This is a genomic window from Streptomyces sp. NPDC111516 (assembly GCF_055635345.1).
In genome coordinates, this window is the sequence record NZ_JBVKBV010000025.1 from 20865 (window position 1) to 47451 (window position 26587).

The following is a 26587-nucleotide window of genomic DNA, read 5'->3' on the forward strand; positions in this document are numbered from 1 at the left end:
GAGCCGGTTCATGAGCTCACGCAGGTGTTCGCCGGAAAGCAGCGGTGCCGGTGCGCGTCCGGGCGAGGAGACGGGTGCGTCGGGGCCGTTCGTGCTGGGCGTGGACTCGGGCGGTTCCGGGCTGCGGGTGGCGCTGGGGGCCCTCGGCAGGTCCGCGCCGGTGGGTACGACGGTCTGCGCCGAGCCGGTACGCACCGGACCTGCGGGCATCGACGCGGGCCATCTGCTGGAACAACTGCTGCCCGCCGCCCGCCTGCTGCTGGAGCGGCACGGCTGGGGCAGCGGCAGCGGCAGCACGGAAGGCTCCGCGATCACCGCCATGGCGATCGGCGCCGCCGGTATGGCGACGCTCGGCGGGCAGTTGCGCGCCGAACTGCCCTCGGCCCTGGAGCAGGCGCTCGGGGTGCGCCGGCTGGCTCTCGCGGCCGACGCAGTGACCGCGTACGCGGGTGCCGTCGGTCAGTATCCGGGGGCGGTCGTCGCGGCCGGCACGGGCATGATCGCGCTGGGTACGGATCTGACGAGCTGGCGCCGGGCCGATGGCTGGGGGCATCTGCTGGGTGACAGCGGTGGCGGCGCCTGGATCGGGCGGGCCGGTCTCGATGCGGCCATGCGCGCCCACGACGGGCGGCGCGGTGGGTCCGCCCCGCTGCTGGCCCGGCTGGAGGCCGTGTTCGGGCCGGCGCCGGAGCTGCCGGGGCTGCTCTATCCGCGTACCGACCGGGCTGCCGTGCTGGCCTCGTTCGCGCCCGCGGTCGCCGCTTGTGCCGGGCACGATCCGGTCGCCGAGGGCATTCTGCGCGAAGCCGCCGGACATATCGCGGAGGCCGCCGCGGCGGTGTGCCCCAAGGCCGGGGCCGACGACGAACCATGCCAAGTGGCTCTGACGGGCGGCCTGTTCCGGATGGGCGATCCGCTGCTCGTACCGCTGCGCGAGGAACTGTCCCGGCAGGTCCCGCAGGCACGGCCGGTCCCCGGTTCGGGTGATCCGCTGGCCGGGGCGGTGTCCATCGCCCAGGCGTTGGCCACCGGCGATCTGCGACTGCCCCGCCATCCGACACTGCTCCGCGTACCCGGTGAAGGGCCCTGGAAGGAGCCGGGACAGGCGCCCGGATAGGTACCGACAGAGCAGGATAGTCGGCCAGTAAGCCTCTCATCGGATAAAAGCGGACAGATGACGCCCGACTGCCCCCTCCCCGAACGGAGGGGTACCCAAAACCAGTAGCATGCGGCGCCATGAGCACCCCCACTGGGCCCGCTTCCGGCCTGCCTGTACGAATGCCGCGACCTCGCCAGTCCGGACGGCACCGCCGCCCGGAGCCCGTGGTCGCACCCGAGGGCGCTGCCGCGCTCGTTCTCGCCGTTCCCGGTACCCCCTCTTCGGCCACGCGGAGCCTGGCCGAAGAGGTGATCAGCATCGCCCGTTCCGAGCTGCCCGGCCTCAACGCCCGGATCGGCTACCTCGACGGCGACGATGCCGAGTACCCGACGCTGTCGTCCGTACTCACCCACAGCGCCGCCGAACGCGTCGAGCGCTACGAGCAGGCGCTGGCCGTCGGCCGTGAGGTCGCCGAGCCCGAGGGGCCGTCCGCCGTCGTGGTGCCGCTGCTCGCGGGGCCGGACAGCGCACTGATCCGGCGCATACGGCAGGCCGTGATGGACAGCGGTACGCAGGTCGAGCTGACCGATGTGCTCGGCCCCCACCCGCTGCTCGCCGAGGCGCTGCACGTACGGCTCTCCGAGGCCGGTCTGGCCCGCGCCGACCGTGCCAGGCTCTTCACCGTGGCGACGGCTGCCGACGGCATCGTGCTGGCCACGGTGGGTGGCGAGGAGGCCGTGCAGGCCGCCGGGATCACCGGCATGCTGCTCGCCGCCCGGCTCGCCGTACCGGTGATGGCCGCCGCACTCGACGTGGAGGGCTCCGTCGCGTCGATCGCCGAGCAGTTGACGGGTTCCGGCTCGGCGCAGCTCGCGCTCGCTCCCTACCTCGTCGGCCCCGAGGTGCCCGAGGGGCTGCTGGATGCCGCCGCGAAGGAAGCGGGTTGCGCGACGGCCGAGCCGCTCGGCGCGTATCCGGCGATCGGCAAGCTCGTGCTGTCGATGTACACGACGGCGCTCGGCATCGCACCGGCTTCGCCGCAGGGTGCGCAGGCGCACTGACCCGGTGCCGGTGCGCCCGGGGCCCCTCGTCCGGATCACGCCGGGCTCGCGGGCCCTGGCGCCGTGTGTGCCCTCGATCGCCGGACGGGCTTGAACCTCCTGGCCCGTACGGCGATCGCACGGTGCGTGGCGCAGTGGTGTCGTGATCTCAGGCGAAGATCACGCAGGAGGCGGCCGGGGCCTCCAGCGCGCCCGCGAGGTGCGGAATGCCGGTCACCGGGTCGACGGCGAACCAGCTGACGTTCCCGGACCGCTCGTTGGCCGCGTACAGCCATCGGCCGGTGGGGTCCAGCGCGAGGTCGCGCGGCCAGTTCCCGCCGCAGCCCACGGTCGTGACCAGGGTTGCCTGCTCGCCCGTCGCGTCGAGCGCGAGAACGGAGATGCTGTCGTGCCCCCGGTTGGCGGTCCAGAGGAACCGTCCGTCGTGCGAGACGACCACCCCGGACGGGTACGTCACCGTGTCCGTGCCGCCCGCCGGTTCCTCGGGCAGCACGGAGGTCTCACCGACCGGTACGAGGACTCCCGTGGTGGCGTCCCACCTGCATGCGGTGACGGTCGGTTCGAGTTCGTTCAGGACGTAGGCATGGCCGCCGGCGGGATGGAACGCCAGATGGCGTGGGCCGGTGCCCGGCCGCAGGGCCCTCTCGCCGTACGTCCGCAGCACCCCGGTGGTCGGGTCGAGCACGCAGATCCGTACCGAGTCCGTACCGAGGTCCACGCTGAGCAGCCAGTTCCCGGACGGGTCCGGCAGCACCTGGTGGGGGTGCGGGGCCTGCTGGCGGCCGGGGTTCGGACCGCTGCCCTCGTGCCGGAGCACGGTGGTGACATCGCCGAGGGAACCGTCGGCCCCCACGGACAGGGCGGTCACGCTGCCGGAGCCGTAGTTGGCGGTGAGCAGATGCCCGCCCGCGAGCGCGAGGTGGGTCGGACCGCTGCCTTCGACCGGCCGGATCTCGCCGATCGGCTGCGGCACATCGCCGGTGATGTCGAGGGCGGCGGCCGCGCCGTGCTCCGTCTCACTGACCGTGTAGAGCACCCTGCCGCCCGGTCCCGGTCCGTGGCCCAGGACGAGATAGGAGGGATCGGGGACGGTGTCCGTCGCGCCGAGGACCGTCAGCGCCCCGGTCTCCTGATCCACGGCGGCGACGGTGATTCCCCGCCCGCCCGCCGAGGTGAACGACCCGATGAATGCCCGCCCCGCGCCGTTGTCGCTGCCCGCCGCACTGCTTGTCATCGCACTGCCCCTCTTCGCCGAGTGACCACGGCCGTTCTCGCCGTCGTGATCTTCCGGGGGCGACGGTAGCAGTCGAGCCTTCGAGGTCTAGACCAAGGCCCTCGACTGTCGGCGGGGTCCTCGGGGCGGCCTCACACACTGATCAGCGGGGCGCGCGGATCGCTGCGCAGCGGGGTGGCGAGTTCGACGAGGGCCCGCTCCAGACCGTGCAGATGGGCGAGCGCGGGTTCCGCGACGGCCCGGCGTTCCGGGACGCTCGGTGAACTCGCCCGGTGCGGCAGGTCCGGGGCCGTCAGCGCCTCCACGGCGGCCTCGACGCGCCAGCAGGCGGCGGCGAGGCGGGCGTCGTGGGACGCTTCCGGGTCCGCGGCGACGGAGGTCAGTCCACGCACCTCCCGTGCGCAGGTGTCCAGCAGGGCGAGTACCTGTCGGGCACGGGCCTTGCGGGCGCGCAGCGGACTCAGCGGGTGCACCAACGGGGCCAGCGACAGCCGCACCCGTCCGAGGAGCGCCTCCAACTCGGCGATCCGGGGCGCGGGATCGGCGGTCTGCGTGCCCGAGAGCCGCGCCGCGGCCTCTGCCGTACAGGTGTGTACGCAGCGCAGGGCCCGCTGGATCCACGCGTCGGTCGTCGCGTGTGTGGTGACCGGCAGCACGAGGAGCACCGCGAGCATCGCGCCGAGCGCTCCGGCTGCGGTCTCGGTGAGCCGCAGCACGAGCAGGGCCGGGTCCAGCACGCCGAGGAGTCCGTAGAGCGCTCCGGCCATCACCGTCACCGAGAACACCATCCAGGTGTGGGAGACCGCGGCGGTGTAGAAGATCCCGAAGACGCCGATCGCGACGAGGACCGCGCTGGGCACGGCCGCCCCGTGCAGCGGAACGACGACGGCCAGGCCGATGGGGATGCCGATCAGTGTGCCCAGGATCCTGCGGAAGCCGCGTACCAGCGTCTCGCCGCGCGAGGCGGTGTTCACGAAGACCCACCATGTGGCACCCACGGCCCAGTACCAGCGCTGCTCGGACAGGAGCAGTCCCGCCACGAGTGCCATGGCTCCCCCGGCGGTCGCCTGAATCGCCTGGCGTGTGGTCGCGCGTGCCAGCCCCTTACCGGTCACCGGGGCGGGCACGGGGGCGGCGGGCAGCCGTCTCTCGTAGCACCACAGTCCGAAGCGTACGGTCGACGAGGCGAGCAACGAGAGGGCGACCGCGGAGTACAGCTCGGGCAGCTGTCGGGGCAGTGTGTGGAGGAACTGCGTGGTGAAGAAGGCCATGAACGCGAAGACGCCCAGTGAGTGACCGCGCGGCCCCCATCGCCTGGCGTACACGCCCAGGCCCATGACCGCGAGGAACGCCATGTCCCGCGCCAAGGGGTGATCGTGCAGCCCGGCGGCGAGGGCGAGCACGGGGAAACCGGCGGCCGGCAGCAGGGCGGTGGTGATCGCCTGAGCGCGCACCGTGGTGTCAAGCACCGTGAACAGGGCCAGCAGCGCGGCGAGACCGCCGGTGATCGCCGCGACGAGCGAGTGACCGACCAGCCCGCAAACCGCGACGGCCGACCCGATGCCGAGGACGGCCCGGACGCCGCTGCGCAGCCGCAGTCGGCCCGGGTCCGGGGAAACGAACATCCTCTTCAGCACCGCATGCTCCCGCTTCTGCATACCGGCCCTGCTCACCGGCATGAAAAAGGCGCCGCGGGGATCCGCAGCGCCATCGACGGGTACATCACAACATCTCTGCGACATGTGACTCAACACGACAGGAGTTCACTGGACCATTGGCCCAGATTCCAGGCGATTTATTGCGCCACGGATAGGCCAACGGACCGGAACGGGACCGAACTCCCACGCGCAACTCCCCGGCATGAGTGTGGCCGTCGCGTGGACGCATGACTCGATGGCACCTCGACCGGGCGGGTGGTCATCGGTACTGGGCAGGGGCCTGCGCGGGCAGGATCGCGGTCACTTCGTAGCCGCCGTCGGGGGTGGCTCCCGCGGCGAGTTCGCCGCCCAGCATCGCGGTGCGCTCGCGCATACCGAGCAGACCATGGCCCGCGCCCGCCGAAGGTGGGGCGACCCGGTCCGGCGAGGTGTTGGTGACCCGGACCGTGACCCCTGCCGCGTGGTGGTCGATCCCCACCCGCACCTGCGCACCCGGGGCGTGACGCATGGCGTTGCTGAGGGCCTCCTGCACGATGCGGAACGCCGAAAGCTCGACACCCGGTGACAGGGGGCGAGGCTCCCCGGTGGACTCGGTGGCGACGGTGAGCCCGGCACCGCGCGCATTGGCGATCAGTTCGCCCAACCGGTCGAGGGTGGGCTGGGGGGCGTGCCGGGTGGCCTGCGGGGGGTCCTCGGAGCGCAGCACGCCGAGCACCCGGCGCAGTTCGGTGAGCGCGTCGACCGCGTTCTTGCGAATGCCCTCGACGTTCTCCTTCAGCTCGTCGGACGGGTTCTCGACCAGGTGCGGGACGACCTGCGCCTGGATGGAGATGACCGACATGTGGTGGGCGACCACATCGTGCAGTTCGCGGGCGATCCGGCTGCGTTCCTCCAGAAGGGTGCGCCGCGCGCGCTCCCCGGCCGTGAGTTCCTCCTGTACGACCAACTGCGTACGGGCCACTCCGAGACCGCGGAGCGAGGCCCCGACCACCACCGTGGCGACGAGGACCCCGACGGCGAGTCGGATGTCGCCGTGATCGGGCCAGCGTCCGCTCGCACCGCAGGCGAGTCCGACCAGCAGGGTGATCGTCAAGGTCTCGGCCGCGATCCGGGGCCGGACCCGAAGGGCGAGCAGGAACAGCACCGCGGTCTGCAGCGCGATCCCGGCCGCGTCCCAGGGGTACGTCACGCCGCCGGGCACCGGGACCGCGGCGAACGGACCGGGGTCGGCAGCCGCGGCGAACGGGGTGACCACGACCATGACGAGCATCGAAGCCCACCAGGCCTGGACCGGGCGGAACAGCGCGCCGACGACCGCCGCCGACTGGACCCCGGCGAACAAGATGCCGAGTTGAATGCCCGTCCCGTAGCGGAAGGCGAACTGGTTGGTCTGAACGATGAACATGCCCACCGCGAGCATCCCCAGTGGAACCGCGATAACCGGCCGCCAGTCCAGCCAACGCGGCTGCCCCGGCTGCCCGTTCGGGTCGGCCGACGACGTCAGGAGATCCGTACGCAGGGTACGGGGCACAGCCCGCAGCACCTGTGCCGACCGCTTGACCATGTCTCCCCGTTTCATGGACCGCACCTTAGACATGCCGCGCCGCCCCCGCCCGTGCGGGACGCCGTTCGCGGACGACCGGACTGTTCCTCCGCGCCCGGCCCTGCTCGTGACCACGAAACGCCGCCCAGCAGATCAACAGCGCCCCGGCGAACGCGGGCAGCCAGGCCAGCCGGGCGAGTACCCAGCCTGGGGCGTCGGGGACGGTGTGCAGGCCCGGCAGGGTCCCGCCCACCAGGAGGCCGGTGGCGGTGACCGCGATCATCGCGGTCTGGTGCCACAGGAAGATCGTCATCGCGGAGAGGTTCACCGTCGCCACCGCCGCCCAGAGGGCCGGACGTCGCAGCGCCCGGCGCAGCGGGCCGAGCAGCAGCAGCGCCGCTCCGCACTGGGCGAGGCCGAATGTGACCACGGCGAGCGTCGGCGGGTCGAGGTTGGAGATCTTCCCGCCGGGCACTCCGACCATCACTGCGGGGTAGCCGGCCCGGAGTACGAGTCCGGCGGTGGCGGCGGCTCCGCCGAGCAGCAGCGCCCAGCCGGTCCTGCGGCCGCACAGGTCGCCCCGCGCCCAGGCCGCGCCAAGGCAGTACGGAACCAGCCAGCCGGCCAGCACGTTGACCGAGGCGAACCCGCCGGGGGCGTCCAGGCCGAACCGGTAGACGTCGGTGATCAGCACGACGGCGAACGGCCACAGCGGATGCAGCCTCGCCACGAGCGGGGTCGCCGCGGTCAGCACCGCGAAGACCACCAGGAACCAGAGTGGGGACCACACGAGCTTGCACAGCGCGCGCACGCTGTCCTGGTCCGCTCCCGAGGCGAGCATCGCGCCCGCCGCCACGGTCCATACGAGCAGCACGACGACCACCGGCCGCAGCAGCCGGGCCATCCGCGTGCGGAGCCACCGGCCGTAGTTCTCGCCCCGGGCGCGGGCGGAGGCGTAGCTCTTCGCCCCGGCCTGTCCACCGACCAGGAAGAAGACGGCAAGAGTCTGGAACACCCAGGAGACCGGGGTGAATTGGGGCATATGTTGCAGTGGGCTCGAACCGTGCATGGTGCCGCTGTCGACGACCAGTGCGGTCACCATCCAGTGGCCGAGGACGACGCCCAGGATGGCGATGGCGCGCAGGGCGTCGATGGCGCGGTCGCGGTCGGCGGGAGTGGCGGATTCGATCCGCCGGACGAAGTCACGCATGGCGCTCTCCCGAGGGCTCTGCGGGCATGGCCGTTCCGGCCACGATCCGGACGATGTTCTTCAGCGGTACGGAACGGGGTGGACGGTCTTGGTCGCTGTGGCCGCCGTCGCCCGCCGCGAACATGTCGGCGCGGCCGAAAGGTCGGGGACCAGCGCGGCGGCCGGGCCGCTCGGGCGTGTGTGGGACGGCATGGCGAGGGTTCCTTCCGTACCGGACGGCTTGTGGTGCTTCGGGTACAGAAGCTATGGACGGGGCCTCGTAGTCCGCGTCACGCCCGGGTGTGAACCGCTTTCGTAGGTCTGGAGGACTACGGGTACGAGACGGGCATGGGACGGGAACCGGGGCTGCGCCGGATCGGTGTGAACCAGCAGCCGACGGGCCGTTGGTACAGTCGCAGCCCGGATCGGCCTACCAGGAAGTGACCAGCGGACCATGGCGGTGGACGCCCTCGACACCCGCATCCTGCGGTTGCTCATCGAGCAACCGCGTACCAGCGTCCGCGAGTACGCGCGCATCCTCTCTGTTGCCCGGGGCACTCTCCAGGCCCGGATCGACCGGCTGGAGCGGGACGGTGTGATCACCGGTACGGGACCGGTCCTGTCCCCCGCCGCGTTGGGTCACCCGGTGCTGGCCTTCGTTCATCTGGAGGTCACCCAGGGGCATCTGGACGAGGTCGGTGAGGCGCTCGCCGTGGTGCCGGAAATCGTCGAGGCCTTCTCGACCACGGGCGGCGGTGATCTGCTGGCCCGGGTGGTGGCCCGCGACAACGGGCATCTGGAGGATGTGATCCAGCGGCTGATCCGGCTGCCCGGCGTGGTCAGGACGCGTACCGAGGTGGCGCTGCGCGAGCGGGTGCCGCACCGGCTGCTGCCGCTGGTCGAATCGGTCGGCCACTCGGCCGGCGGCCCGAAGTGATCACCGTGTCGGCATGCCGGATACCCTGAACTCACCACACGTCCCGGCCTCTTCGGCCCTGTTCAACCTCGGCGGCAGGCCGGTGGAGCAGAACACCCCTTTCCCCGGCTCAGCAGCCGTGAGGCGCTGACGGTCCTGCGCGTCGGCCGGTTCCGTCGTCCTGGTCCTGCCCGTCACGTTCATCGGAAGCCCGTCGGCCACCTCGCTCCCGATGATCTTGTACGGGGCCGAGCACCGCAACCATGGTGCGGGATCCGCGGCGCCTCCGCGCCGCGGAGCACCTGAGAGCAGCGGGATGGCCACGCGGCGTGCCATTGAGGTCCGGCGGCCCGATATCCTGATCATGCCGCGCGCCCGACCCCCGTCGGGGCGCTGCCGTGGCAGTCGAAGCGGCCCACAATTCGAGATTGGTGCACAGGTGCTGGTAGCAGGTCGGTACCGCTTGACGTCCCCCATCGGCCGCGGCGGCATGGGTGAGGTGTGGCGAGCCTCCGACGAAGTGCTCGGCCGGGCGGTGGCCGTGAAGCTGCTGCTGGGCGACCACGCGGACGAGTCGGCGACCGCCCGGTTCCGCCTGGAGGCGCAGACAGCGGCCCGCCTGAGCCACCCTCATCTGGTGGCCGTGTTCGACTTCGGGTCCTGGGAGAACCGCTTCTTCCTCGTGATGGAGCTCGTCGAAGGCAGAAGCCTGGGCGATCTGCTCGCGGCCGAGGAGCGGCTCGGCGCCGAGCAGGTCGCCCGGATCGCCGGCCAGGCCGCCGCGGGGCTCGCCGCCGCCCATCGGCAGGGCATCGTGCACCGCGACATCAAGCCCGGGAACCTGATGGTGGATGCCGAAGGTTCCGTCAAGATCGGCGACTTCGGCATCGCCCAGTTCGTCGATGACCCTTCCGCCGCGCTGACCACCACGGGACAGATCGTCGGCACCAGTCTCTATCTCGCCCCGGAACGCGCCCTGGGCCGCACGGCCGGTGCGGCGTCCGACATGTACTCCCTCGGCTGTGTGATCTACCAACTCCTGCTGGGCGAGCCGCCGTTCCGCTCCGACACGGCTACAGCCACGCTCTATCAACATGTCGATACCGCACCCGTGCCGCTCGGGCAGCGCGGCGTCGACCTGTCCCCTGCCTTCGACTCCTATCTGCTGGGACTGCTGGCGAAGCAGCCCGAGGACCGGCCCACGGCCCAGCAGGTCGCCGACTGGTTCCAGAGCGACGCGTGGCGGGGACAGCCGGAGCCCCTGCCGATGTACGCCCCCGCCCCTCCCGCGATGACGCCCAACGCTCCCCGTCCCCCTGCATCCGCCGCCGCGTTCGGCGGAGCCCCGGCGCCCGCCGCCGCGCAGCAGGCCGAGGGCTCGACGACGTACCGCATGCCGCAGGCCGGTGGGCACAGACGACGTGCGGCGGAACGGGCCGCGCCCACCGTACGGCGCACCGGTGCCCGCGAGGCCATCAGACGCCGGCCCAGAGTGGCGAGCGCCATCGCCGGTACAGTCGCCTTCCTCGCGGCCGTGTACCTGGGGATGAACCTGTTCTCGCCGGATCCCAGCTCGGCCGGCACGCCGGACACCGGCTCCACCGCGACCACCGGACCCGACGCACCGGCGCCCGGCCAGCCGGCGCAGAGCAACGGGAACGACGGTGGCAACGGAGACAGTGGGGACGGCGGGGACGACGAACAGGACTGAGTTCCTTCCCGGCGGCGCTCGGACAGCGAGCGTGAGCTGTCTCCGGTGCGGCGGGAGGACGGCGACTTCCCGCCCCCTGCCGCAGGTCGCCACCGACTGCGGGCCGGTTCACGTAACTCCCTTGTCCGATCGACCGGTTGGACGGGCCGAAACCGCATGAATGGGCGGCCCACCGGGCATATGGCGGGTATCCGTCAGGGGGTGGTGGCAATGGGCCGCATCAAGATCGTCCGACGCCCACAACGGCCGTCGCAGCCGCCGCCCCTCGATCTGCGGACCCCGTCCGGCCGCCCGCTGCCGTACTGATTCAGCACCGCGGCGTACCGGCGCGCAGGAAGATGCCGGAGAGGACATTGGACAGCGGGATGAAGCCGCCCTGACCGAAGGCGGCCATCGGCTATCCGTAGACGGCAGCCATCGACTCGCCAAGAGCCGCGCAGGCCGGTCCGTCGGTGGCCGCCCGGGTATGGCCACCGGTGGTTGACGCCGCGTCAGGCAGGTCTTGGACGTCCAGGCCTGGTTCCGTACCGGCCCTTCTTGATCGATGATGATGCCCGGGGCCGCCGTTCTCGTACGGCACCCGCTGTCCCAGGACCAGGAACAGGAAGGGGTTCCCCATGCGGGAGACGACGCCGGACCGGTCTCCGTCCGACGATCGGTCCGTCCACGGCTCGGACGAGGATGCCCAGGTGATCGTGGTGGGAGCGGGACCGGCGGGCTCGGCCGCGGCCTTCCACCTCGCCAGAGCGGGCGTCGATGTCCTGCTCCTGGAGAAGTCCCGCTTTCCCCGGGAGAAGGTGTGCGGGGACGGCTTGACTCCACGGGCCGTGTACCAGCTCATCCGGATGGGCGTCGACATCAAGGCTCCGGGGTGGACGCGTTCGCGCGGGATGCGCTGGGTGTCCGGGGAACATCAGGTGCACATCGACTGGCCCGCGCTCGGGCGTTACCCGGACTTCGGCCTCTCGCGCAGCCGGCACGACTTCGACGACATCCTGGCCCGGCACGCCGTCGCCGCCGGAGCCCGGCTGCGCAGCGGCGTGAAGGTGACCCAGCCGCTGACCGACCGCGCCGGCCGTATCACCGGCGTCGGTGCCACGACCGAAGCGAAGGAGCCGCTCGCCTTCCACGCACCGATCGTCATCGCCGCCGACGGTGCCTCCGCCCGCCTCGCACTCAGCATGGGCCTGCAGCGGGACAGGAAGAGGCAGATCGCGACGGCCGCCCGCCGCTACTACCGCAGTCCGGAACGCTCCCGGGAGGAGTACCTGGAGCTGTGGGCCGACCTCCGCTTCCCGGGCAGTGATCACTACCTGCCCGGGTACGGGTGGATCTTCCCCATGGGCGACGGCCGCGTCAATGTCGGTCTCGGTGCGCTGCCTCACCAACGGCACGGAAAGGCGGACCTGCGCGCCACGTTGGACGAGTGGCTGGCCCGTACCCCGCACGCATGGGGACTGCGTGAGGAGAACGCCGAGGGCCCCGTCCGGAGCGCCGCCCTTCCGCTGGGCTTCAACCGTCACCCCCTCTACACCCGGGGGCTCCTCCTCGTCGGCGACTCCGGAGGCATGATCAGCCCCTGGAACGGCGAGGGCATCGGCCAGGCCATGGAAGCCGGTGAAGTCGCGGCCGAGACCGCCACGCTCGCCCTCGCACTACCCCGGGGACCCGGGCGGGAGCGGGCGCTGCACGGCTACCCCGTCGAGATGAACCGCCGCTGGGGGCGGTACTACCGGCTGGGGAACACTGCGGCAGACCTTGTCTTCAGCCGTTCCGGCTTCCAACCGGTCCTCAACCGTTACGTCATGGGGTCGCCGTTCCTGCTCGACACCCTGGCCCGGCTGCTCACCAACCTCACGGACAAGCCCTCGCACGACCTGATCGACCATCTGCTCAATGGTGTCGTGCGCCTCGTCCCGGAACCGAAGGTGCGACGCAGGCGCTGACGCGCCCGGCGGGCGTGGGCCGTGTCTACGACCGGCGCCGGGGCTTCCCGCGCTTGCCGCCGCCCTTGGCGACACCGCCAAAACCGCTCCGCGGGCTCTTCCCGGACGCCTTGCCGGCGGCCTTCCCGGTGCTGGGCTTGCGCCGTGCGGTGCCCGTACCGGGGCGTCCGGTCTTCGATTCCTTCGGTTGTGCCGGGGACTTGGGGCGGCCCCGTGAACTGTTGACGGTCCGGCCCCGGACGATCCCGATGAAGTCCTCCACCAGGTCCGTGGTCTCGTCCTCCAGCCACGACAGCGCGACACGCGACTCGGGGGCGTCCGACACCGGCCGGTACGTGAGGTCCTTGCGGTGGTGCAGGCGGGCGAGCGACTGCGGGACGACGAGGAGGCCCACTCCTGCCGCCACCAGCTCGATGGCGTCCGCCGTCGTGGCGGGTCGATCGATCGCGGGCCGTCCCGGCCGGTGCTCCCAGACGAGGGTGTCGTCGAGCGGGTGGAGCACGATGTCATCGGCGAGATCCTCGGCGGAGACCTCGTCGACCGCCGCGACGACATGGTCCTTCGGAACCACCACGACCGTCGTCTCGGTGTAGAGGGGGATCGCGCTGAGGCCAGTCCGGTCGATCGGCAGCCGTACGAGACCCGCGTCGGCGCCACCGCCCCGCAGCACGTCGGACGCCTCGGCGGCCGACACCCCGATGAGGGTCAGGGGGACGTCGGGCAGCCGCTCGTTCCAGATCCGCACCCACTTGGTGGGCGTCACCCCCGGGACATACGCGAGCCGGAACGAAGGGGTTTCTTCCGAGCTTGTCACTCCGCCAGGTTACCGGCCCTGGTCAGAGGTAGCGCACATGCTCGATACCCTTGACACCATGACGTCGCAGAAGACCGCCCAGACAATGAAGCCCGCAACCGCGGCAAAGAAGCTGGGTGTGTACCTAGAGGCCACCCCCGCCGAGTTCCAGGAGGGTGTCGTCTCGCGCACCGAGCTGAACGCACTGCAGTCCGATCCTCCCGAGTGGCTGCAGGAACTGCGACGCAACGGCCCGCACCCCCGGCCGGTGGTCGCGGCGAAGCTGGGCGTCTCCATCTCGGGTCTCGCCCGTGGCGGAATCACGGACGCCCTCACCACGGAGCAGATCGAAGCGCTGAAGACGGAAAACCCCGACTGGCTGCAGCAGGAGCGCACCACCCAGGCCGAGGTCCGGAAGGAAGCGGTGCGTATCCAGGAGAAGAAGAAGGAGAAGGACGCAGCCCGCGGGTCGCGCTCCTGACTTCTGGCTTCCTGCCCCCGGCACCTCCGTCCCCGGCGCGTACGGGCGCGCTCAGGCGCCGGCGGGCCCCGTCTCCCGAGAACGGCACGGTCCCGGCGCCGGGCCCCGCAGGTCGAGGACCGAGCTGCTCAGCAGCGGCTCGATGCTGCACCCCTGCCGACCCGACTGGCGCCGTCGTCGAGACGCAGCCCGGGCTCCGTCGAAGAGCGCTGCGGTACGCGGGGCCGTCGCCGTTCGCCGTGCCTACTCCTGCCCCGGCGTGACCGCCGGGATGTTCTCGGGGTTCAGCAGCTGTGTCAGATGGCGGGCCGAGGCGTCCCAGGACCAGGATTCCCGCGCCCAGACGCGGCCCGCGGCTCCCATCTCGGCGGCCAGGTCGGCGTCGAGAAGTATCCGGGTCAGTGCACCGGCTACCGCCGTGGTGTCGGTGCCGTCGACGACGCGGCCGGTCCGGCCGTCGAGCACCGTGTCCGGAGCACCGCCCGAGTTGCCGACGACCACCGGCAGACCGCTCGCCGCCGCCTCCAGGAACACGATCCCCAGCCCCTCCGCCTCCAGCCCCGCCTTCCGGGTGCGGCACGGCATCGCGAAGACGTCCGCCGCCGCGTAGTACGCCGGCGTCTCGGTGTGCGACTTCCCGCCCACGAAGCGGACCGCCCCCTCGCCGTGGCGCAGCGCGAGCTTGCGCAGCCGTGCCTCGTCCGGGCCGCGTCCGACCACGACGAGCACCGCATCGGGCACCTCCCGGCGGATCAGCGGCAGAGCCCGGATCAGCATGTCCTGGCCCTTGCGCGGGACCAGCCGGGCCACACACAGAATCACCCGCTTGCCCTGCAGACCGAGCTCGGCCCGCAGGGCGGACCCGGCGTCCGCGTCGGGCCGGTACACCTCCGCGTCGACCCCCGGCACCAGGCGGCTCATCCGCGCACGCGGACCGAGGGACGGCTCGATCCGGGTCCGCGTGTACTGGCCGAGATACGTGACGACATCCACGCCCTCACCGATGCGGCGCATCATCCGGCGTGCACCGGGTGTCCTGGCCCACCAGATCTCATGGCCGTGGGTGGTCGCCACCATGCGCCGTATGCCACTGCGGCGCAGCGCCGGCGCCATCAGGGCGAGCGGCGCCGCGGCCCCGAACCAGACCCGGTCGCAGTCATGGGCCCTGGCTATCTCGACCGCGCTGCGCGTGACCCGCCCGGTCGGCAGCAGCATGCCGCTGGTATCACGTACGACAGGAAACGGGAGCGCCGCGTCGTAGGCCGTGTCACCGGGCTCACGCGACGTGTAGACCACCACGTCGTCGTCCGGTATCCGCGTCGCCATCGCGTGCACGAAGGTCTCGATACCTCCCTGACGCGGCGGGAAATCGTTGGTGATGACAAGGGTGGAGCCCATGAATGCGTTGGATCCTTCAGCTGGATGGGGTCGAGCGAACCGTGAAGAGGTAGTTGCGGCAGTCGTCGGTCACGTCGGCCACACGTATCCAACTCCCGTTCCGCCAGCGGTACATGGCGTAGTCGAGCTCGGCGAGCCGGCCGACCAGTTCGGCCGCCTTCATGTCGTACTTCTCCAGGTGCCGGTCCTCGATCTCCAGCAGGAGGGCGGGGCGGTGGCGCAGCAGCGTGCGCCGGGCGCCGGACAGCACGGCTGCCTCCGCCCCTTCGACATCGGCCTTGATGAAGTCGACCCGGTCCAGGCCCATGTGGTGACAGAGTCCGTCCACCGTCCGCACGGGAGTGGTCACGCGCCGGGAGGTGGCGAATTCGACGTTGGGACCGGGTCCCGAGGCGCCGTCGGTGAGGTAGGCGCGTCCGTGGACGGGCAGCAGGCGGCGCCGGGGCAGGCTCATCGTTCCTTCGTGCGCGCGCTCCCCGAGTGCCATGCGGTGCACGGTGACGTTGTCGCAGCCGAGGGTGGCGGCAACGGTCCTGAGCCATTGTGCGGGGCCGTGCAGCGGTTCAACGCTGTGCACCTTTCCCGACGGTCCGGCCAGCGCGGACAGACTCCAGGTGTAGAGGCCGTACTCGGCCCCGACGTCGAGGCAGACAGCGCCCGGCCGCACCAACGGCCGCAGTCCCGCCACTTCGTCTTCCACGAAGTCCCAGCGTGGGGATGCCCAGCGCAACGCGAGCGCGACCGACAGCACGCGCAGCCCCGACTGCGGGCGACCGTCGGCCCGGGGGGCCGAGGGATCCGGCCGACGGGTCAACCTGCCGCTCATCAAACGCCTTTCAGCCTGCACGGGCGCACGGGTTCTGTTGCCGGAGCGACGCCACACGCGGCCGGCGATCTATCGCATCATCGGATGCGGGATGATCCAATCCTTCTTCAGGAGCAGATTGGCCCGCGCGTCAGACCTGAGATGTACATCTCAGGTCTGGACCCGCCGGTCCGAAACCGTCATGAAGGAACACGGATCAGGGCTTAACGCCCCGGCCGGGCGAGCAGGCGGTTCCCTCGGAGGAGCCTCAGTATCCGCCGGGGCGCACCAGGCCCGTCTCGTACGCGTGGATGGCTGCCTGGGTGCGGTCGCGCAGGCTCAGCTTGACCAGGATCCGGCTCACATGGGTCTTGACGGTCTGTTCCGCCACCACCAGCCGCTCGGCGATCTCCGCGTTCGACAAACCCTGCGCGATCAACGACAGGACCTCGGTCTCGCGCTCCGTGAGGTTGCCGCTGCGGCCCTTGACCGGGCTGCGGGGGACGTCGGCCATCCGGGAGAACTCGGCGATGAGACGCTTCGTGATGTTCGGGGCGAGCAGGGCCTCACCGGCCGCCACCACCCTTACCGCCTGGGCGAGTTCCGCGGCTGACGCGTCCTTCAGCAGAAACCCGGACGCCCCGGCGCGCAGCGCTTCGTAGACATACTCGTCGAGGTCGAACGTGGTCAGGACGAGGACCTTGGTGGTGTCGGCGGGTGACGCCATGATGCGTCGTGTCGCCTCGATGCCACCGACCCCGGGCATCCTGATGTCCATCAGAACGACGTCCGGGGTCAGTTCGGCGACCTTGGCGACGGCGTCGATGCCGTCCACGGCTTGGCCGACGACCTCGATGCCGGGTTCGGCGTCGAGCAGCACCGTGAAGCCCTGACGGACCATCATCTGGTCGTCGGCGATCAGTACGCGGGTGGTCGTCACTGGTTGCCCTCGACAAGGTAGGCGGGTTCGGCGGGCAGCTGTACGGGCAGCATCGCGATCACTTCGTATCCTCCGTCGGGGGTGGCGCCGGAGGCCGGCGTGCCACGCACCTGGACGCCACCGTGCGGGGCCCCGCGCAGGCGGCCCCCTCCAGCGGTCCTCGCACAGCCACCGGATCAGGCACGAGGGGCGCTCGGGGTGGCCGCGGGCAGCAGGCCCCGGACGGTCGGTGCGGGCGCCGGTACGTCGGAGGGCCTGACCGCACCCGATACCGGTACGGCCACCGACGCGACGACCAGTGCGGTGAGCAGGGCGCGGCGCAGGCGTCTTCTGCGTGGGCGGGACACCACAGAATGGTTCCTTCCGTACCGGATGTCATTCTCGATTCCGGTACGAAGCTATGGATCACACCTCGTAGTCGGCATCCCGCCGGGGAGTGAACCTTGCGCGTAGTTATGAAGTACGGGGGTAGGTGGCGGATTCCGTCAACCGCCGACTCGCACGCATCCGCGGCGGGCCCTGCTCGCAGGACGCACGGGTCCCGGATCAGCAGCGCTCAGCGGCCGACGAGGTCGTGGGCGGTTCGGATGATGTGGGTGCGTGAAATGCCCGCGGCGTCGAGGAGTTCCGAGGTGGTTCCGGAGCCCGGCAGCTTGCGTACGGCGAGGTGGGCGAATGCGGGAGCAAGTCGCTGTGCGGCGAGTGCGGACAGCACGGCCTCACCGATGCCGCCTTCGGGGTGGTGGTCCTCGACGACGACCAGTGCGCCCGTTTCCCGGGCGGCGCGGGCGAGCATGTCGAGGTCCAGCGGCTTGACGGAGTACAGGTCGACCACCCGGGCAGGGATGCCGTCGGCGGCCAGCTGGTCGGCGGCTGCGAGGCATTCGTGAACGGTGACACCGGCGCCGATGAGAGTGACCCGGTCGCGGTCGCTCGCGCGCAGCGTCTTGGACCCGCCGACGGGAAAGGTCTCGTCGGGGCCGTAGAGGACGGGGTAGGCACCCCGGGTCGTGCGGAGGTAGGAAATGCCGTCCAGATAGGCCATGGCGGCGGTCAGGGCGGCGGTGGATGTGGCGTCGCTGGGGTAGAGCACGGTGGAACCGTGGACGGCCCGCATCATGGCAAGGTCCTCCAGGCCCATCTGGGACGGGCCGTCCGCACCGATCTCGACACCGCAATGGGTCCCGCACAGGCTCATGGAGATCTGGGAGACAGCCGCCATGCGGATGAAGTCATGGGCTCGGGTGAGGAAGGCCGCGAAGGTGGTGGCGTACGGGCGGTAGCCGCGTACGGCCATACCGACGGCGCTGGCGATCATCTGCTGCTCGGCGATGTAGGTCTGGAAGTACCGCTCCGGGTGCGCCTTGCCGAAGTCCTCCGCGTGGGTGGAGTTGCCCACCTCGGCGTCCAGGGCCACGATGTCGGGCCTGGCGCCGATCGCGGCGAGCGCCTTGCCGAAGGCGACGCGGGTGGCGACGGATTCGCCGATCCGGAATTGCGGCAGCGTCACCTGCACGGGGGCGGCCGGGGCGGCGGAGGGGGCAGCGGACGGGCGGTGGCCGCGAACGGTGAGGTGGCGTACGCCGCCCAGTTCGGTGATGGCGCGCGCGGCGAGGTCCTCGGGCAGCGCCTTGCCGTGCCAGCCCTCGGCATCCGCGACCTCGGAGACACCCTGGCCCTTGACGGTCCTGGCGACGACGACCGTGGGGGCCTGCCCGTCTCCTGCGACGGCCAGGGCCTGCTCGACGTCCGCGAGATCGTGGCCGTCGACGACGAGGGCGCGGCAGCCGAACGCTTCGGCCCGGCGGGCGTAGGCGCCGGTGTCCCAGCCCAGCTCCGTGGGTCCCCTCTGGCCGAGACGGTTCACGTCGATGATCGCGACGAAGTTGGCCAAGCGGTGGCGGCCCGCCTTGTCCAGGGCCTCCCACACCGACCCCTCGGTCATTTCGCTGTCGCCGCACAGCACCCATACCCGGTACGGCAGGTGTTCCAGATCGCGTCCGGCGAGCGCGATGCCGACGCCGTACGCGATGCCCTGGCCCAGCGAACCGGTGGCCGCGTCCACCCAGGGCAGGACCGGAGTCGGGTGACCCTGCAGACGAGCGCCGTTGCGGCGGTAGGTGGTCATCAGTTCCTCTTCGCCGATCGCGCCGGCGGCGAGGAACATCGAGTACAGCAAGGGGGAGGCGTGGCCCTTGGAGAAGATCAGGTGATCGTTGGCAGGGTTCTTCGGGTTCTGCCAGTCGTAGCGCAGTTGGCGCGTCATGAGGACGGCCATCAGATCCGCGGCGGACAGGCTGGAGGTGGGGTGGCCCGAACCGGCGGCGGTGCTGGCGCGGACGGAGTCCACTCGCAGTTGCTGAGCCAGCTGGAAGACCTGGTCGAGGCCGCTGTCCGGCCCTAGGGAGACAGTGTGGGTGTTCTGGGCCGTCATCGCGGTTTCCTCTCTCGTCCTGCCTTCTGATCCGGGCGTTCTGAGCCGGGCGTTCTGAATTCGGGCGTTCGACGGCCGCCGGCTCGCGGGCCGCGCGCAGGGACTGCGCGCGTGGCGTCTGCGGCCCCCTGCCGACCGTATGTCCATGGCGCGGGGGCCGCGATTCAGCGGGGGCCGTGATTCACACGCGTGCCGGTCCGATGGTGCGGTCCAGGAGTGCGGTCAGTGCCGTCCAGTGGCGATCGTCCGCTGTGCCGTCGTACCTGACGGTGTCCGCCTGGGTGAAACCGTGGTGCGCCCCGGTGTAGACCTCACCGTGGTGGCGCACGCCCGATGCGGTGAGGGCCTCTTCGAGGCGGTCGATCTGCTCGGGGGGCATCGAAGGATCCTGGTCGGCGTGGCCGAAGTACAGCTCCGCGGTGATCCGGTCGGCGAGCAGGTGCGGGCTGTCGGCGGAGTCGGTGGCCAGGTTCGCGCCGTGGAAGCCGGCCGCGGCCGCGATCCGCTCCGGGTACGTGCCTGCGGTGCGCAGAGCGAGGCCGGCGCCCATGCAGTAGCCGGTAACACCGACCGGCCCGTCGGCGGCCATGGGGCAGTCGGCGAGCCAGTTCAGACAGGCGTCGGCATCGCGCATCGCCAGATCGGGTGTCAGTGACCGCAGGATCGGGCCGAGACGCTCGAAGATGTCCGGCCGTCGGGCCGGATCGATGAATTCGGGCAGTTCGACCACCGGCGCTCGCCCATGGCGGTAGAAAACGTTGGGTACCAGGACGGTGTAACCGATTCCGGCAAGGCGGTCGGCCATCTTCTTCAGCTGGGGACGGAGTCCGAAGGCGTCCATGTAGAGCAGGACCGCGGGGTGCGGACTGCTGTCATCAGGATGGGCCAGGTAGGCGTCGGCAGCGCCGTCCTGTGTGGGAATGTCCACGGATGTTCCGCGCACGGAGGACATGGGCGGTTCTCCTCTCTCGTCGGGCGCTCCTCCGTGCCCGGGGCAGGAGGTGTGCGGTTGCGGTCAGCGACCGTAGACGGTCGTTGATCGTTCGGGCGGTTGTCCGGCCGCGGCCGGGCACGCCGTCGGGGACGTGGTGCCGGTCTTCCGACTCGGTATCGTCGTCCGGCAGCCCCGGTGAACGAGGCGTACGAGACGAACGAACAGCACTCGCGCGGACAGAGTAGGTGCAGTTCCCGGCAGGGAGCCAAGAACGGTGAAGGACTCGCAATCCCGATGACAGAAAACTCCGACATGATCGACTTTGTTCGGGCACGTCTCGCCGAGGAGGAACAGATCGCGCGAGCGGCAGGCGGAGAGAACTGGCGGTGTCCGGCCGACGTGCCCGGCGAGGTCCACGACCGGTCCGGCGCCATCGCGTTCATCGTGCGGAATCGCGGATTCGACCAGCACATCGCTCACCAGGACCCTGCGCGTACGTGCCGCCGGATCGAGACGAGCAGGGTTCTCCTCAATGAGTACGCGGAGGTCGCCGACAGGGATACCGACCGCCCCGAGCACGACTTCTCATCCGGCCGTGCCGTCGGACTCGGCTTCGCCGTCCGGCAGATGGCCGCAGAGCACGCCGGCCACCCCGACTACCGGGCCAAGTGGCTGCCACGGTTCATCCAGTAGCGTCCGACGCCTGCCGCCGCGTCCGGGAAGCAGACGCGCCGGCGACTGCCCGCGGGCGTTCCGGGGCGCCGCGGCCTGGCGGGCGGAGCCCTGACCGAGGTCCTGTACGGCTGTTTCGTCCCCGCTCGGCCGCACCACGGCCCTTCCGCGCTGCCCGATGCATGGGGCAGGCGCACACTGGAATCGTGCGCCGATCGTGCCGGTGATCATGTCCGCATACGCCGCGACTCGCGCCGCACCCTCGGCTCATGTGCCCGCAAGGCATCCGCCTGCACCACGTCCTTGCCCTGCTGCGCAAGCGGGGCCGGCGCACCCGTCACGAGGTCGAGTGCGCCCGGAGCAGCGTGGGCCGATGCGCACCCACCGTGCTCGACGGACGGTTCCGCGGCGGACCGCCGACCCCTCGCGAAGGTCCCCCGGCGCACCTCATTGACGCACCGAAGAACCAACACCCCATCACCAGGAGGCAGCTATGGAGTTCGACGTGATGGTGGAGATCCCTCGGGGATCCCGCAACAAGTACGAGACGGACCACACCCTGCACCGCATGCGCCTGGACCGAATGCTCTTCACGTCCACCAAGTACCCGGCGGACTACGGCTACATCGAGGGAACGCTGGGCCGCGACGGCGATCCGCTGGACGCTCTCGTACTGGTCGGAGAGCCGACGTTTCCCGGCTGCATCATCGAGTGCCGGGCTGTCGGCATGTTCGTCATGAAGGACGAGAAGGGGCCCGACGAGAAGGTCCTCTGCGTGCCCGCCCATGATCCGCGCTACACCTCCATGCAGGACATCGGCGACATTCCCACCTTCGACAAGCTGGAGATCACCCACTTCTTCGAGGTCTACAAGGACCTCGAACCCGGCAAGTCCGTGGAGGGATCCCACTGGGAAGGACGGGATCCGGCGTACGCGGAGATCGAGGCATCCCGCGAACGCGCCGTCGCCGGGAGCAGCGGAGAGCTCTCGTGACCACCTCGGGTCTTCCGGCGGGCCGGAACGGGGATCCTCAACGCCTGACGCGGACGCCGCGCGGCACGGCGAAATCGGTGAGCGCCGCCGTGCCCGGAGCGAGCCGGGCCCACGTGCCGGGCAGCACCAGCACCGCTACCGCGGCGGTCGGGAACTTCACGCGGGCCCGCGTGAGTGCTTCGTCGTCCCCGTCTCCCGCCAGAGACAGGACCATGTCCTGCACTCCTGGCTGATGGCCGATCAACAGCACGGTCCGCCGCCGCTCCGGGACGTCACGCACGACGGAGACCAGGACGGACGCGTCGGCCTCGTACACCCGCGGCTCGAAAACCACCTCCGGCGCGGTACCCAGTTCCGCCGCAACCAGATCCCAGGTCTGTCGGGTACGCCGGGCGGTCGAGCAGATGACCAGGTCGGGCACGCACTGTGCCTCGTACAGCCACCGTCCGGCCGCCGGGGCGTCCCGGCGGCCCCGGCCCGCGAGCGGGCGTTCGTGATCGGGTACACCCTCCGGCCAGGCCGACTTGGCGTGCCGCAGCACGATCAGCCTCGCCGCCGCCGACCTGGGCACGGTCTCACCCGCTTCCGGTAGCCGGACGCGCCCGATCTCGCGGATGAGTCAGGTCCTGTCCTGTCGATCTTCGTGGATCAGCACGGGGCGTCCGGTGCGGTGCATCGCAAGGCGGAGGATCGTCCTCGTACTGGACGTACTCGGGCGACTCCGACAACGCGGCGAGGTGCCGCGCCAGGCGGTCCGGGCCCGCGAAGATCGGCAGGACAGGACCTACAGGCCGGGACACGGTCCGGACAGACAAGCCCTACGCACCCCCTGCGTGCACGGCCGGCTCCGGGGCGAGCGGCAGGTCGGATACGACTGGATCACACAGAATCATCGGCGCCATGCGGCGCGGTTACGGCGAGCCTCATCGCCGGATGTGTCCAGTGTCCCGCGCGAGGACGGGCGCCACAACCGCCGTACCTCCCCCCACCCCCGCCCGGACAGGAGAACGTCCCCGGCACCCGCTAGGCTTGCCCGAGGCGGTGGTCCCGTACGCACCGCACGGCGGTGGGGCCCGCCGTACCCGAACCGCGGCAACGACGCCGCCAACGGTCCCTACTTGCGACGCGCACTTCACGCATGCCCGTGCCCGGCGAGTAGGAGACGTACGTGAAAGAGTCCCGGAGCCCGATCCCCCCGATGGTGAACGAACCCGTCGACCCCGACGTCGATCTCCACGTTCCCGCGCAGCACAGGGAACTCCGGCTGCGCCAGGGCCCCGTGGTGGCCGCTGTCGCGCTCGGCGGCGGGGTGGGGACGGCCGCACGGTACGGGGCCTCGCTCCTGTGGCCCACCGCGGCCGATGCCTTCCCGTGGACAACCTTGGCCGTCAACGCCATCGGCTGCGCGGTCATCGGTGTCTTCATGGTCGTGATCACCGACGTCTGGGCGGCCCACCGGCTCGTACGCCCCTTCTTCGGCACCGGCGTCCTCGGCGGCTTCACCACCTTCTCCACCTACGCCACCGACATCCAACGCCTGGTGGACGGGCGCGAAGCACGCACCGGCCTCGCGTACCTGGCCCTCACGCCGCTGGCCGCCATGGCCTCCGTGTGGATCGCGGTCACCGTGACGCGACGCGTCATCGAATGGAGGCAGCCATGAGGCTCACCGGTTCCGCGCTGCGCGTCACCATCTTCATCGGCGAGAACGACATGTGGCACCACAAACCCGTGTTCACCGAGATCGTCCACCGGGCCCGCAAGGCCGGTCTGGCCGGCGCCTCCGTCTTCCGCGGTATCGAAGGCTTCGGCGCCTCCTCCCTGATCCACACGACGCGATTGCTGTCCCTGAGCGAGGACCTGCCGGTCGCCATCGTGATCGTCGACACCGATGACCGGATCCGGACCTTCCTGCCGCAACTGGATGAACTGGTCACCGAGGGGCTCGTCGTCCTCGACGACTGCGAAGTCATCCGCTACACGGGCCGTCACGCCCGCGCCGAGGAGGGGCGGTGAACTGGCTGCTCGTGATCGTGGGCGCCATGGTCGGAGCCCCGCTGCGCTATCTGACCGACCGCACGGTCCAGTCCAGGCACGACAGCCTCTTCCCGTGGGGCACCTTCACGGTCAACGTCGTCGGCTGCTTGGTCCTCGGGCTGCTCACGGGCATGGTCACGGCCGGAGCAGCCTCCTCCGACGTACAACTGCTTGTCGGCACCGGCCTGTGCGGGGCACTCTCGACGTACTCCACCTTCTCCTACGAAACGCTGCGCCTGGCGGAGGACGGTGCCCGGTTCTACGCCGCGGCCAACGTCGCGGCGAGTGTGGTGGCCGGGCTCGGAGCCGCGTTCACCGGCAGGGCGCTCGCCCAGGCCATCTGGGGATAGCCACTCCTCGGGCGGGGCGCTCGCACCTGCCTGGCCTCCTCGATCCTTCGCGGGGGCGATGCCGGACGTTCCGTAACACCAGCCGGGCCGCGCGGGCCGCCCGGTCGGCGGCACGGATCCGGTCACCTCGTCGAAGGAGACCCGGCCCGGTGCCGCCCGGTCCGGGTGTGTCAGGCGCGGGTGCGGAGGGTGCCTCTGGTGAGGCCGAGCAGGCGTTCGGCTGTTGCGATGGCCATGTCTTCGAGCACCGGATGGTCTACCTGTGTGTCGTCATTGGCGTACGCGCCGAGACCGTCGACGGTGACCAGGATGTGCAGGGCCACTCCGAGTGCGTCGTCGGTCGTGAAGTCCCCGGTGCGGCGGCCTTCCTCGATGAGGTCCGCAAGGGCGGTACGCGTCGCGGACTCCTGCGTGCTCACCGCCGAGCGCAGCCCCGGCTTGAATCTGCTGACATGCCGCGCGTTGAGCCACAGTCGGCTGAGATCGCGGTATTCGCCGTCGGTGAGGCGCACGAGGAAGCGCCCCAGCCGCACGTCCGGAGGAAGCCCGTGTTCGTCACGCGGCAGGAGCGATTCGCGTTCCTTCGTTGCAGCGTGGGAGAACGCCTCGCTCACCAGGTTGTCCGCGGCCGGGAAGTAGTGGCCGATGAGCCCGGGGCGGACGCCCAGCTCGTCGGCGACGCGCCGGAGCGTGATGCGCTCCAGCCCCTCTTCCAGCGCGATGCTCGCCGCGGTCTGCACGATTTCCGCGCGGCGCTCGCCGGGCAGCTTCCGGGTTCGTGTCGGCTGAGGTCTTGACGTCATGGAGGACACGCTATTGGATGTGTGCCCAACATGCAGTTGGCCATTTGCCCAATAGCGGCTCACGGCCGACGGATCCGAGAGGCCCCGATGACGACGACGAATCCCGGCTCCTCCGCGAGCCTCCTCGACGAACACGGCTCCGAGCGCACGGGGCATGTGGAAACAAGGGGTATCGACCTGGTTCCTGCGGACGAGCGCGGTGGGCGACCGCGTCAGCTGTTCGCTGTCTGGGCAGCGCCGAACGTGAGCTACCTGAGCTTCGTCGTCGGCGCCACGCTGATCCTCATGGGCCTTACGCTCCCGCAGGCCCTCGGCGTGATCCTCGTCGGGAACCTGCTGTGGATCTGTACGGGCGTCGTCGCGGCGAGCGGTCCGGCCGCCGGCACGAGCGGGTCGGTCATTTCTCGCGCAATGTACGGCGTCGTGGGCAACAAGATCGTGCTCGTCGTGACCGGCTGGCTCATAGCCGCCGCCTACCTCGCCCTGAACTGGTCGGCCGCCTCGGTCGCGGGCATCGGACTGGCCGGCCGGTTCGGCCTGCCGGACAGCTCGGCCGTCGACGCGGCCGTCATCTGCGTCATCGCCGGGGGAACGCTGCTGATCGCGATCTTCGGATACGCGACGATCGTCCGTCTCTACACCGCCCTCAGCGTTCTCCTGACCGTTGTGTTCATCGTCGTCACGGGGTACGTGCTTGCCGGAACCGACTGGTCCTACGCTCCGGCCGAGCCGCTCAAGGGGACCGCGCTCGCCGTGGCACTCGGCACGGGTTTCACCGTCATCGCCTCCACTCCGCTCTCGTACAGCAACAGCCCGGACCTCGCCCGCTACTTGCCTCGCGACAGCAGCCCGGTCGCCATCGCCGGGTGGACGGCGCTCGGTGCGTACCTGCCGAGCACCATCTTCACCATGGTCGGCGCGCTCGCGGCCACCAGCCTCGACATGAGCGACCCGGAATCCGCGCTGGAGAGCATCCTGCCGGGCTGGTTCATCCCCGTCTTCGTCATCGCGGTCGTCGTCAACACCATGACGAACAACGGCATGACTGCCTACAGCGCCAGTCTGTCCATCCAGTCGGTCGGCGTCCGTCTCGCGCGCATCCCGGCCGTCTTGATCATCGGTGTACTCGGCACGATCATGACGCTGTACGCGATCCTCGTCTTCGACTTCCTGACCAGTGTCAACACCATGCTCCAGCTCGTGGTCGTCGTGACCGGCCCAGGCATGGCGGTGGCCGTGACCGACCTGGTCCTGCGGCGCAACCGCTACAACGGGGCCGACCTTCTCGAACAGCAACGCGGCGGCCCGTTCTGGTACCACCGCGGCGTCCACTGGGCCGGATTCCTCGCACTCGTTGTCGGCGGCCTCACGTCCGCGATGTGGGTGAACACCAGCTTCTGGACCGGCCCGATCGCCAAGGCTCTGGGCGACGTCGACCTGGCGATTCCGTCCGGCATGATCGCCGCTGCCGCCGTCTACTGGGCGATGACCCGCGCCCTTCGGAGCATCCCGCGCAACTGACGCGTGCTCCCGATCGGGCGGCCCCGTGCGCACGAGCCACCCCTGCAATCCCGTACACCCCTCCCCCG

General features: G+C 70.7%; 26 protein-coding genes. 12 read left to right on the forward strand and 14 right to left on the reverse strand.

The annotated features are described in order from the left end of the window. Positions 1-10: 10 nt before the first annotated feature. Positions 11-1117 (forward strand): N-acetylglucosamine kinase, encoded by a 1107-nt coding sequence (locus ACZ7L9_RS31925; protein ID WP_471420712.1) that lies wholly within the window; start codon positions 11-13, stop codon positions 1115-1117. A gap of 119 nt (positions 1118-1236) precedes the next feature. Beyond that, the gene (locus tag ACZ7L9_RS31930) at positions 1237-2160 is read left to right on the forward strand and encodes a sirohydrochlorin chelatase (protein ID WP_471420714.1); all 924 of its coding nucleotides are present in this window, start codon (positions 1237-1239) and stop codon (positions 2158-2160) included. 148 nt (positions 2161-2308) lie between these two features. On the opposite strand, the gene ACZ7L9_RS31935 is transcribed toward ACZ7L9_RS31930, so the two are convergent. From ACZ7L9_RS31935 to ACZ7L9_RS31955, 5 genes are all read right to left on the reverse strand, one after another. Next, a complete protein-coding gene (locus ACZ7L9_RS31935) occupies positions 2309-3394 on the reverse strand; it encodes a lactonase family protein (protein ID WP_471420716.1) in 1086 nt (361 codons plus the stop codon). A gap of 131 nt (positions 3395-3525) precedes the next feature. Next, the gene (locus ACZ7L9_RS31940) at positions 3526-5031 is read right to left on the reverse strand and encodes an FUSC family protein (protein WP_471420718.1); all 1506 of its coding nucleotides are present in this window, start codon (positions 5029-5031) and stop codon (positions 3526-3528) included. Between the two features lie 280 nt (positions 5032-5311). Then, on the reverse strand, positions 5312-6631 hold the full coding sequence (locus tag ACZ7L9_RS31945) for a sensor histidine kinase (RefSeq protein WP_471420720.1): 1320 nt from the start codon (positions 6629-6631) through the stop codon (positions 5312-5314). Between the two features lie 10 nt (positions 6632-6641). Then, positions 6642-7805, reverse strand: a complete 1164-nt coding sequence (locus ACZ7L9_RS31950) for an acyltransferase family protein (RefSeq protein WP_471420722.1) — start codon at positions 7803-7805, stop codon at positions 6642-6644. 60 nt (positions 7806-7865) lie between these two features. After that, on the reverse strand, positions 7866-7997 hold the full coding sequence (locus ACZ7L9_RS31955; RefSeq protein ID WP_471420724.1) for a hypothetical protein: 132 nt from the start codon (positions 7995-7997) through the stop codon (positions 7866-7868). A 241-nt stretch (positions 7998-8238) separates the two neighbouring features. Between ACZ7L9_RS31955 and ACZ7L9_RS31960 the strand changes: the two genes are divergently transcribed. From ACZ7L9_RS31960 to ACZ7L9_RS31970, 3 genes are all read left to right on the forward strand, one after another. Continuing rightward, positions 8239-8721, forward strand: coding sequence for an Lrp/AsnC family transcriptional regulator (locus ACZ7L9_RS31960; protein ID WP_471420726.1), 483 nt, complete (start codon positions 8239-8241; stop codon positions 8719-8721). 469 nt (positions 8722-9190) lie between these two features. Beyond that, complete coding sequence (locus ACZ7L9_RS31965; protein WP_471420857.1) at positions 9191-10411, forward strand: serine/threonine-protein kinase; 1221 nt, start codon at positions 9191-9193, stop codon at positions 10409-10411. Positions 10412-11028: 617 nt separating this feature from the next. After that, positions 11029-12357 (forward strand): geranylgeranyl reductase family protein, encoded by a 1329-nt coding sequence (locus ACZ7L9_RS31970; RefSeq protein ID WP_471420728.1) that lies wholly within the window; start codon positions 11029-11031, stop codon positions 12355-12357. Positions 12358-12382: 25 nt separating this feature from the next. Here the strand turns inward: ACZ7L9_RS31970 and ACZ7L9_RS31975 are convergent, their stop codons facing one another. Next, positions 12383-13171, reverse strand: a complete 789-nt coding sequence (locus tag ACZ7L9_RS31975) for a LysR substrate-binding domain-containing protein (protein ID WP_471420730.1) — start codon at positions 13169-13171, stop codon at positions 12383-12385. A gap of 58 nt (positions 13172-13229) precedes the next feature. On the opposite strand from ACZ7L9_RS31975, the gene ACZ7L9_RS31980 reads away from it, so the two are divergent. Then, positions 13230-13631 carry a DUF5997 family protein gene (locus tag ACZ7L9_RS31980; RefSeq protein ID WP_471420732.1) on the forward strand — a complete coding sequence of 134 codons (402 nt, stop codon included), beginning with the start codon at positions 13230-13232 and terminating at the stop codon, positions 13629-13631. A 243-nt stretch (positions 13632-13874) separates the two neighbouring features. On the opposite strand, the gene ACZ7L9_RS31985 is transcribed toward ACZ7L9_RS31980, so the two are convergent. The 6 genes from ACZ7L9_RS31985 to ACZ7L9_RS32010 form a co-directional block, all read right to left on the reverse strand. Beyond that, positions 13875-15029, reverse strand: a complete 1155-nt coding sequence (locus tag ACZ7L9_RS31985) for a glycosyltransferase family 4 protein (protein ID WP_471420734.1) — start codon at positions 15027-15029, stop codon at positions 13875-13877. A gap of 16 nt (positions 15030-15045) precedes the next feature. After that, a complete protein-coding gene (locus ACZ7L9_RS31990; RefSeq protein ID WP_471420736.1) occupies positions 15046-15855 on the reverse strand; it encodes an FkbM family methyltransferase in 810 nt (269 codons plus the stop codon). A 247-nt stretch (positions 15856-16102) separates the two neighbouring features. Continuing rightward, positions 16103-16774, reverse strand: a complete 672-nt coding sequence (locus ACZ7L9_RS31995; protein ID WP_471420739.1) for a response regulator — start codon at positions 16772-16774, stop codon at positions 16103-16105. A 176-nt stretch (positions 16775-16950) separates the two neighbouring features. Continuing rightward, positions 16951-17124 carry a hypothetical protein gene (locus tag ACZ7L9_RS32000; RefSeq protein ID WP_471420741.1) on the reverse strand — a complete coding sequence of 58 codons (174 nt, stop codon included), beginning with the start codon at positions 17122-17124 and terminating at the stop codon, positions 16951-16953. Between the two features lie 206 nt (positions 17125-17330). Next, positions 17331-19208 (reverse strand): transketolase, encoded by a 1878-nt coding sequence (locus tag ACZ7L9_RS32005; protein WP_471420743.1) that lies wholly within the window; start codon positions 19206-19208, stop codon positions 17331-17333. A 181-nt stretch (positions 19209-19389) separates the two neighbouring features. Next, entirely contained in the window at positions 19390-20160 is a 771-nt protein-coding gene (locus ACZ7L9_RS32010; RefSeq protein ID WP_471420745.1) for a dienelactone hydrolase family protein, read from the reverse strand. 276 nt (positions 20161-20436) lie between these two features. Between ACZ7L9_RS32010 and ACZ7L9_RS32015 the strand changes: the two genes are divergently transcribed. Both ACZ7L9_RS32015 and ACZ7L9_RS32020 read left to right on the forward strand, forming a co-directional pair. Continuing rightward, complete coding sequence (locus ACZ7L9_RS32015; protein WP_406492191.1) at positions 20437-20835, forward strand: DUF6221 family protein; 399 nt, start codon at positions 20437-20439, stop codon at positions 20833-20835. Between the two features lie 472 nt (positions 20836-21307). Continuing rightward, entirely contained in the window at positions 21308-21808 is a 501-nt protein-coding gene (locus ACZ7L9_RS32020) for an inorganic diphosphatase (RefSeq protein WP_471420747.1), read from the forward strand. Between the two features lie 37 nt (positions 21809-21845). Here ACZ7L9_RS32020 and ACZ7L9_RS32025 read toward each other — a convergent pair whose 3' ends face one another. After that, complete coding sequence (locus tag ACZ7L9_RS32025; protein WP_471420748.1) at positions 21846-22379, reverse strand: SixA phosphatase family protein; 534 nt, start codon at positions 22377-22379, stop codon at positions 21846-21848. A gap of 627 nt (positions 22380-23006) precedes the next feature. Between ACZ7L9_RS32025 and ACZ7L9_RS32030 the strand changes: the two genes are divergently transcribed. The 3 genes from ACZ7L9_RS32030 to crcB are packed head-to-tail and all read left to right on the forward strand — an operon-like array spanning position 23007 to position 24195. Next, positions 23007-23471: a fluoride efflux transporter FluC gene (locus ACZ7L9_RS32030; RefSeq protein ID WP_471420750.1), complete on the forward strand. Its 465-nt coding sequence runs from the start codon at positions 23007-23009 to the stop codon at positions 23469-23471. Then, the gene (locus ACZ7L9_RS32035; RefSeq protein ID WP_471420752.1) at positions 23468-23824 is read left to right on the forward strand and encodes a DUF190 domain-containing protein; all 357 of its coding nucleotides are present in this window, start codon (positions 23468-23470) and stop codon (positions 23822-23824) included. Before ACZ7L9_RS32030 ends, ACZ7L9_RS32035 begins: the two co-directional genes overlap by 4 nt. Continuing rightward, positions 23821-24195 carry a fluoride efflux transporter CrcB gene (crcB, locus tag ACZ7L9_RS32040; RefSeq protein ID WP_471420754.1) on the forward strand — a complete coding sequence of 125 codons (375 nt, stop codon included), beginning with the start codon at positions 23821-23823 and terminating at the stop codon, positions 24193-24195. Before ACZ7L9_RS32035 ends, crcB begins: the two co-directional genes overlap by 4 nt. Positions 24196-24365: 170 nt before the next feature. On the opposite strand, the gene ACZ7L9_RS32045 is transcribed toward crcB, so the two are convergent. Further along, entirely contained in the window at positions 24366-24998 is a 633-nt protein-coding gene (locus ACZ7L9_RS32045) for a TetR/AcrR family transcriptional regulator (RefSeq protein ID WP_471420755.1), read from the reverse strand. 87 nt (positions 24999-25085) lie between these two features. Between ACZ7L9_RS32045 and ACZ7L9_RS32050 the strand changes: the two genes are divergently transcribed. Next, positions 25086-26519: a purine-cytosine permease family protein gene (locus tag ACZ7L9_RS32050; RefSeq protein ID WP_471420757.1), complete on the forward strand. Its 1434-nt coding sequence runs from the start codon at positions 25086-25088 to the stop codon at positions 26517-26519. The last annotated feature ends 68 nt before the right edge of the window (positions 26520-26587 follow it).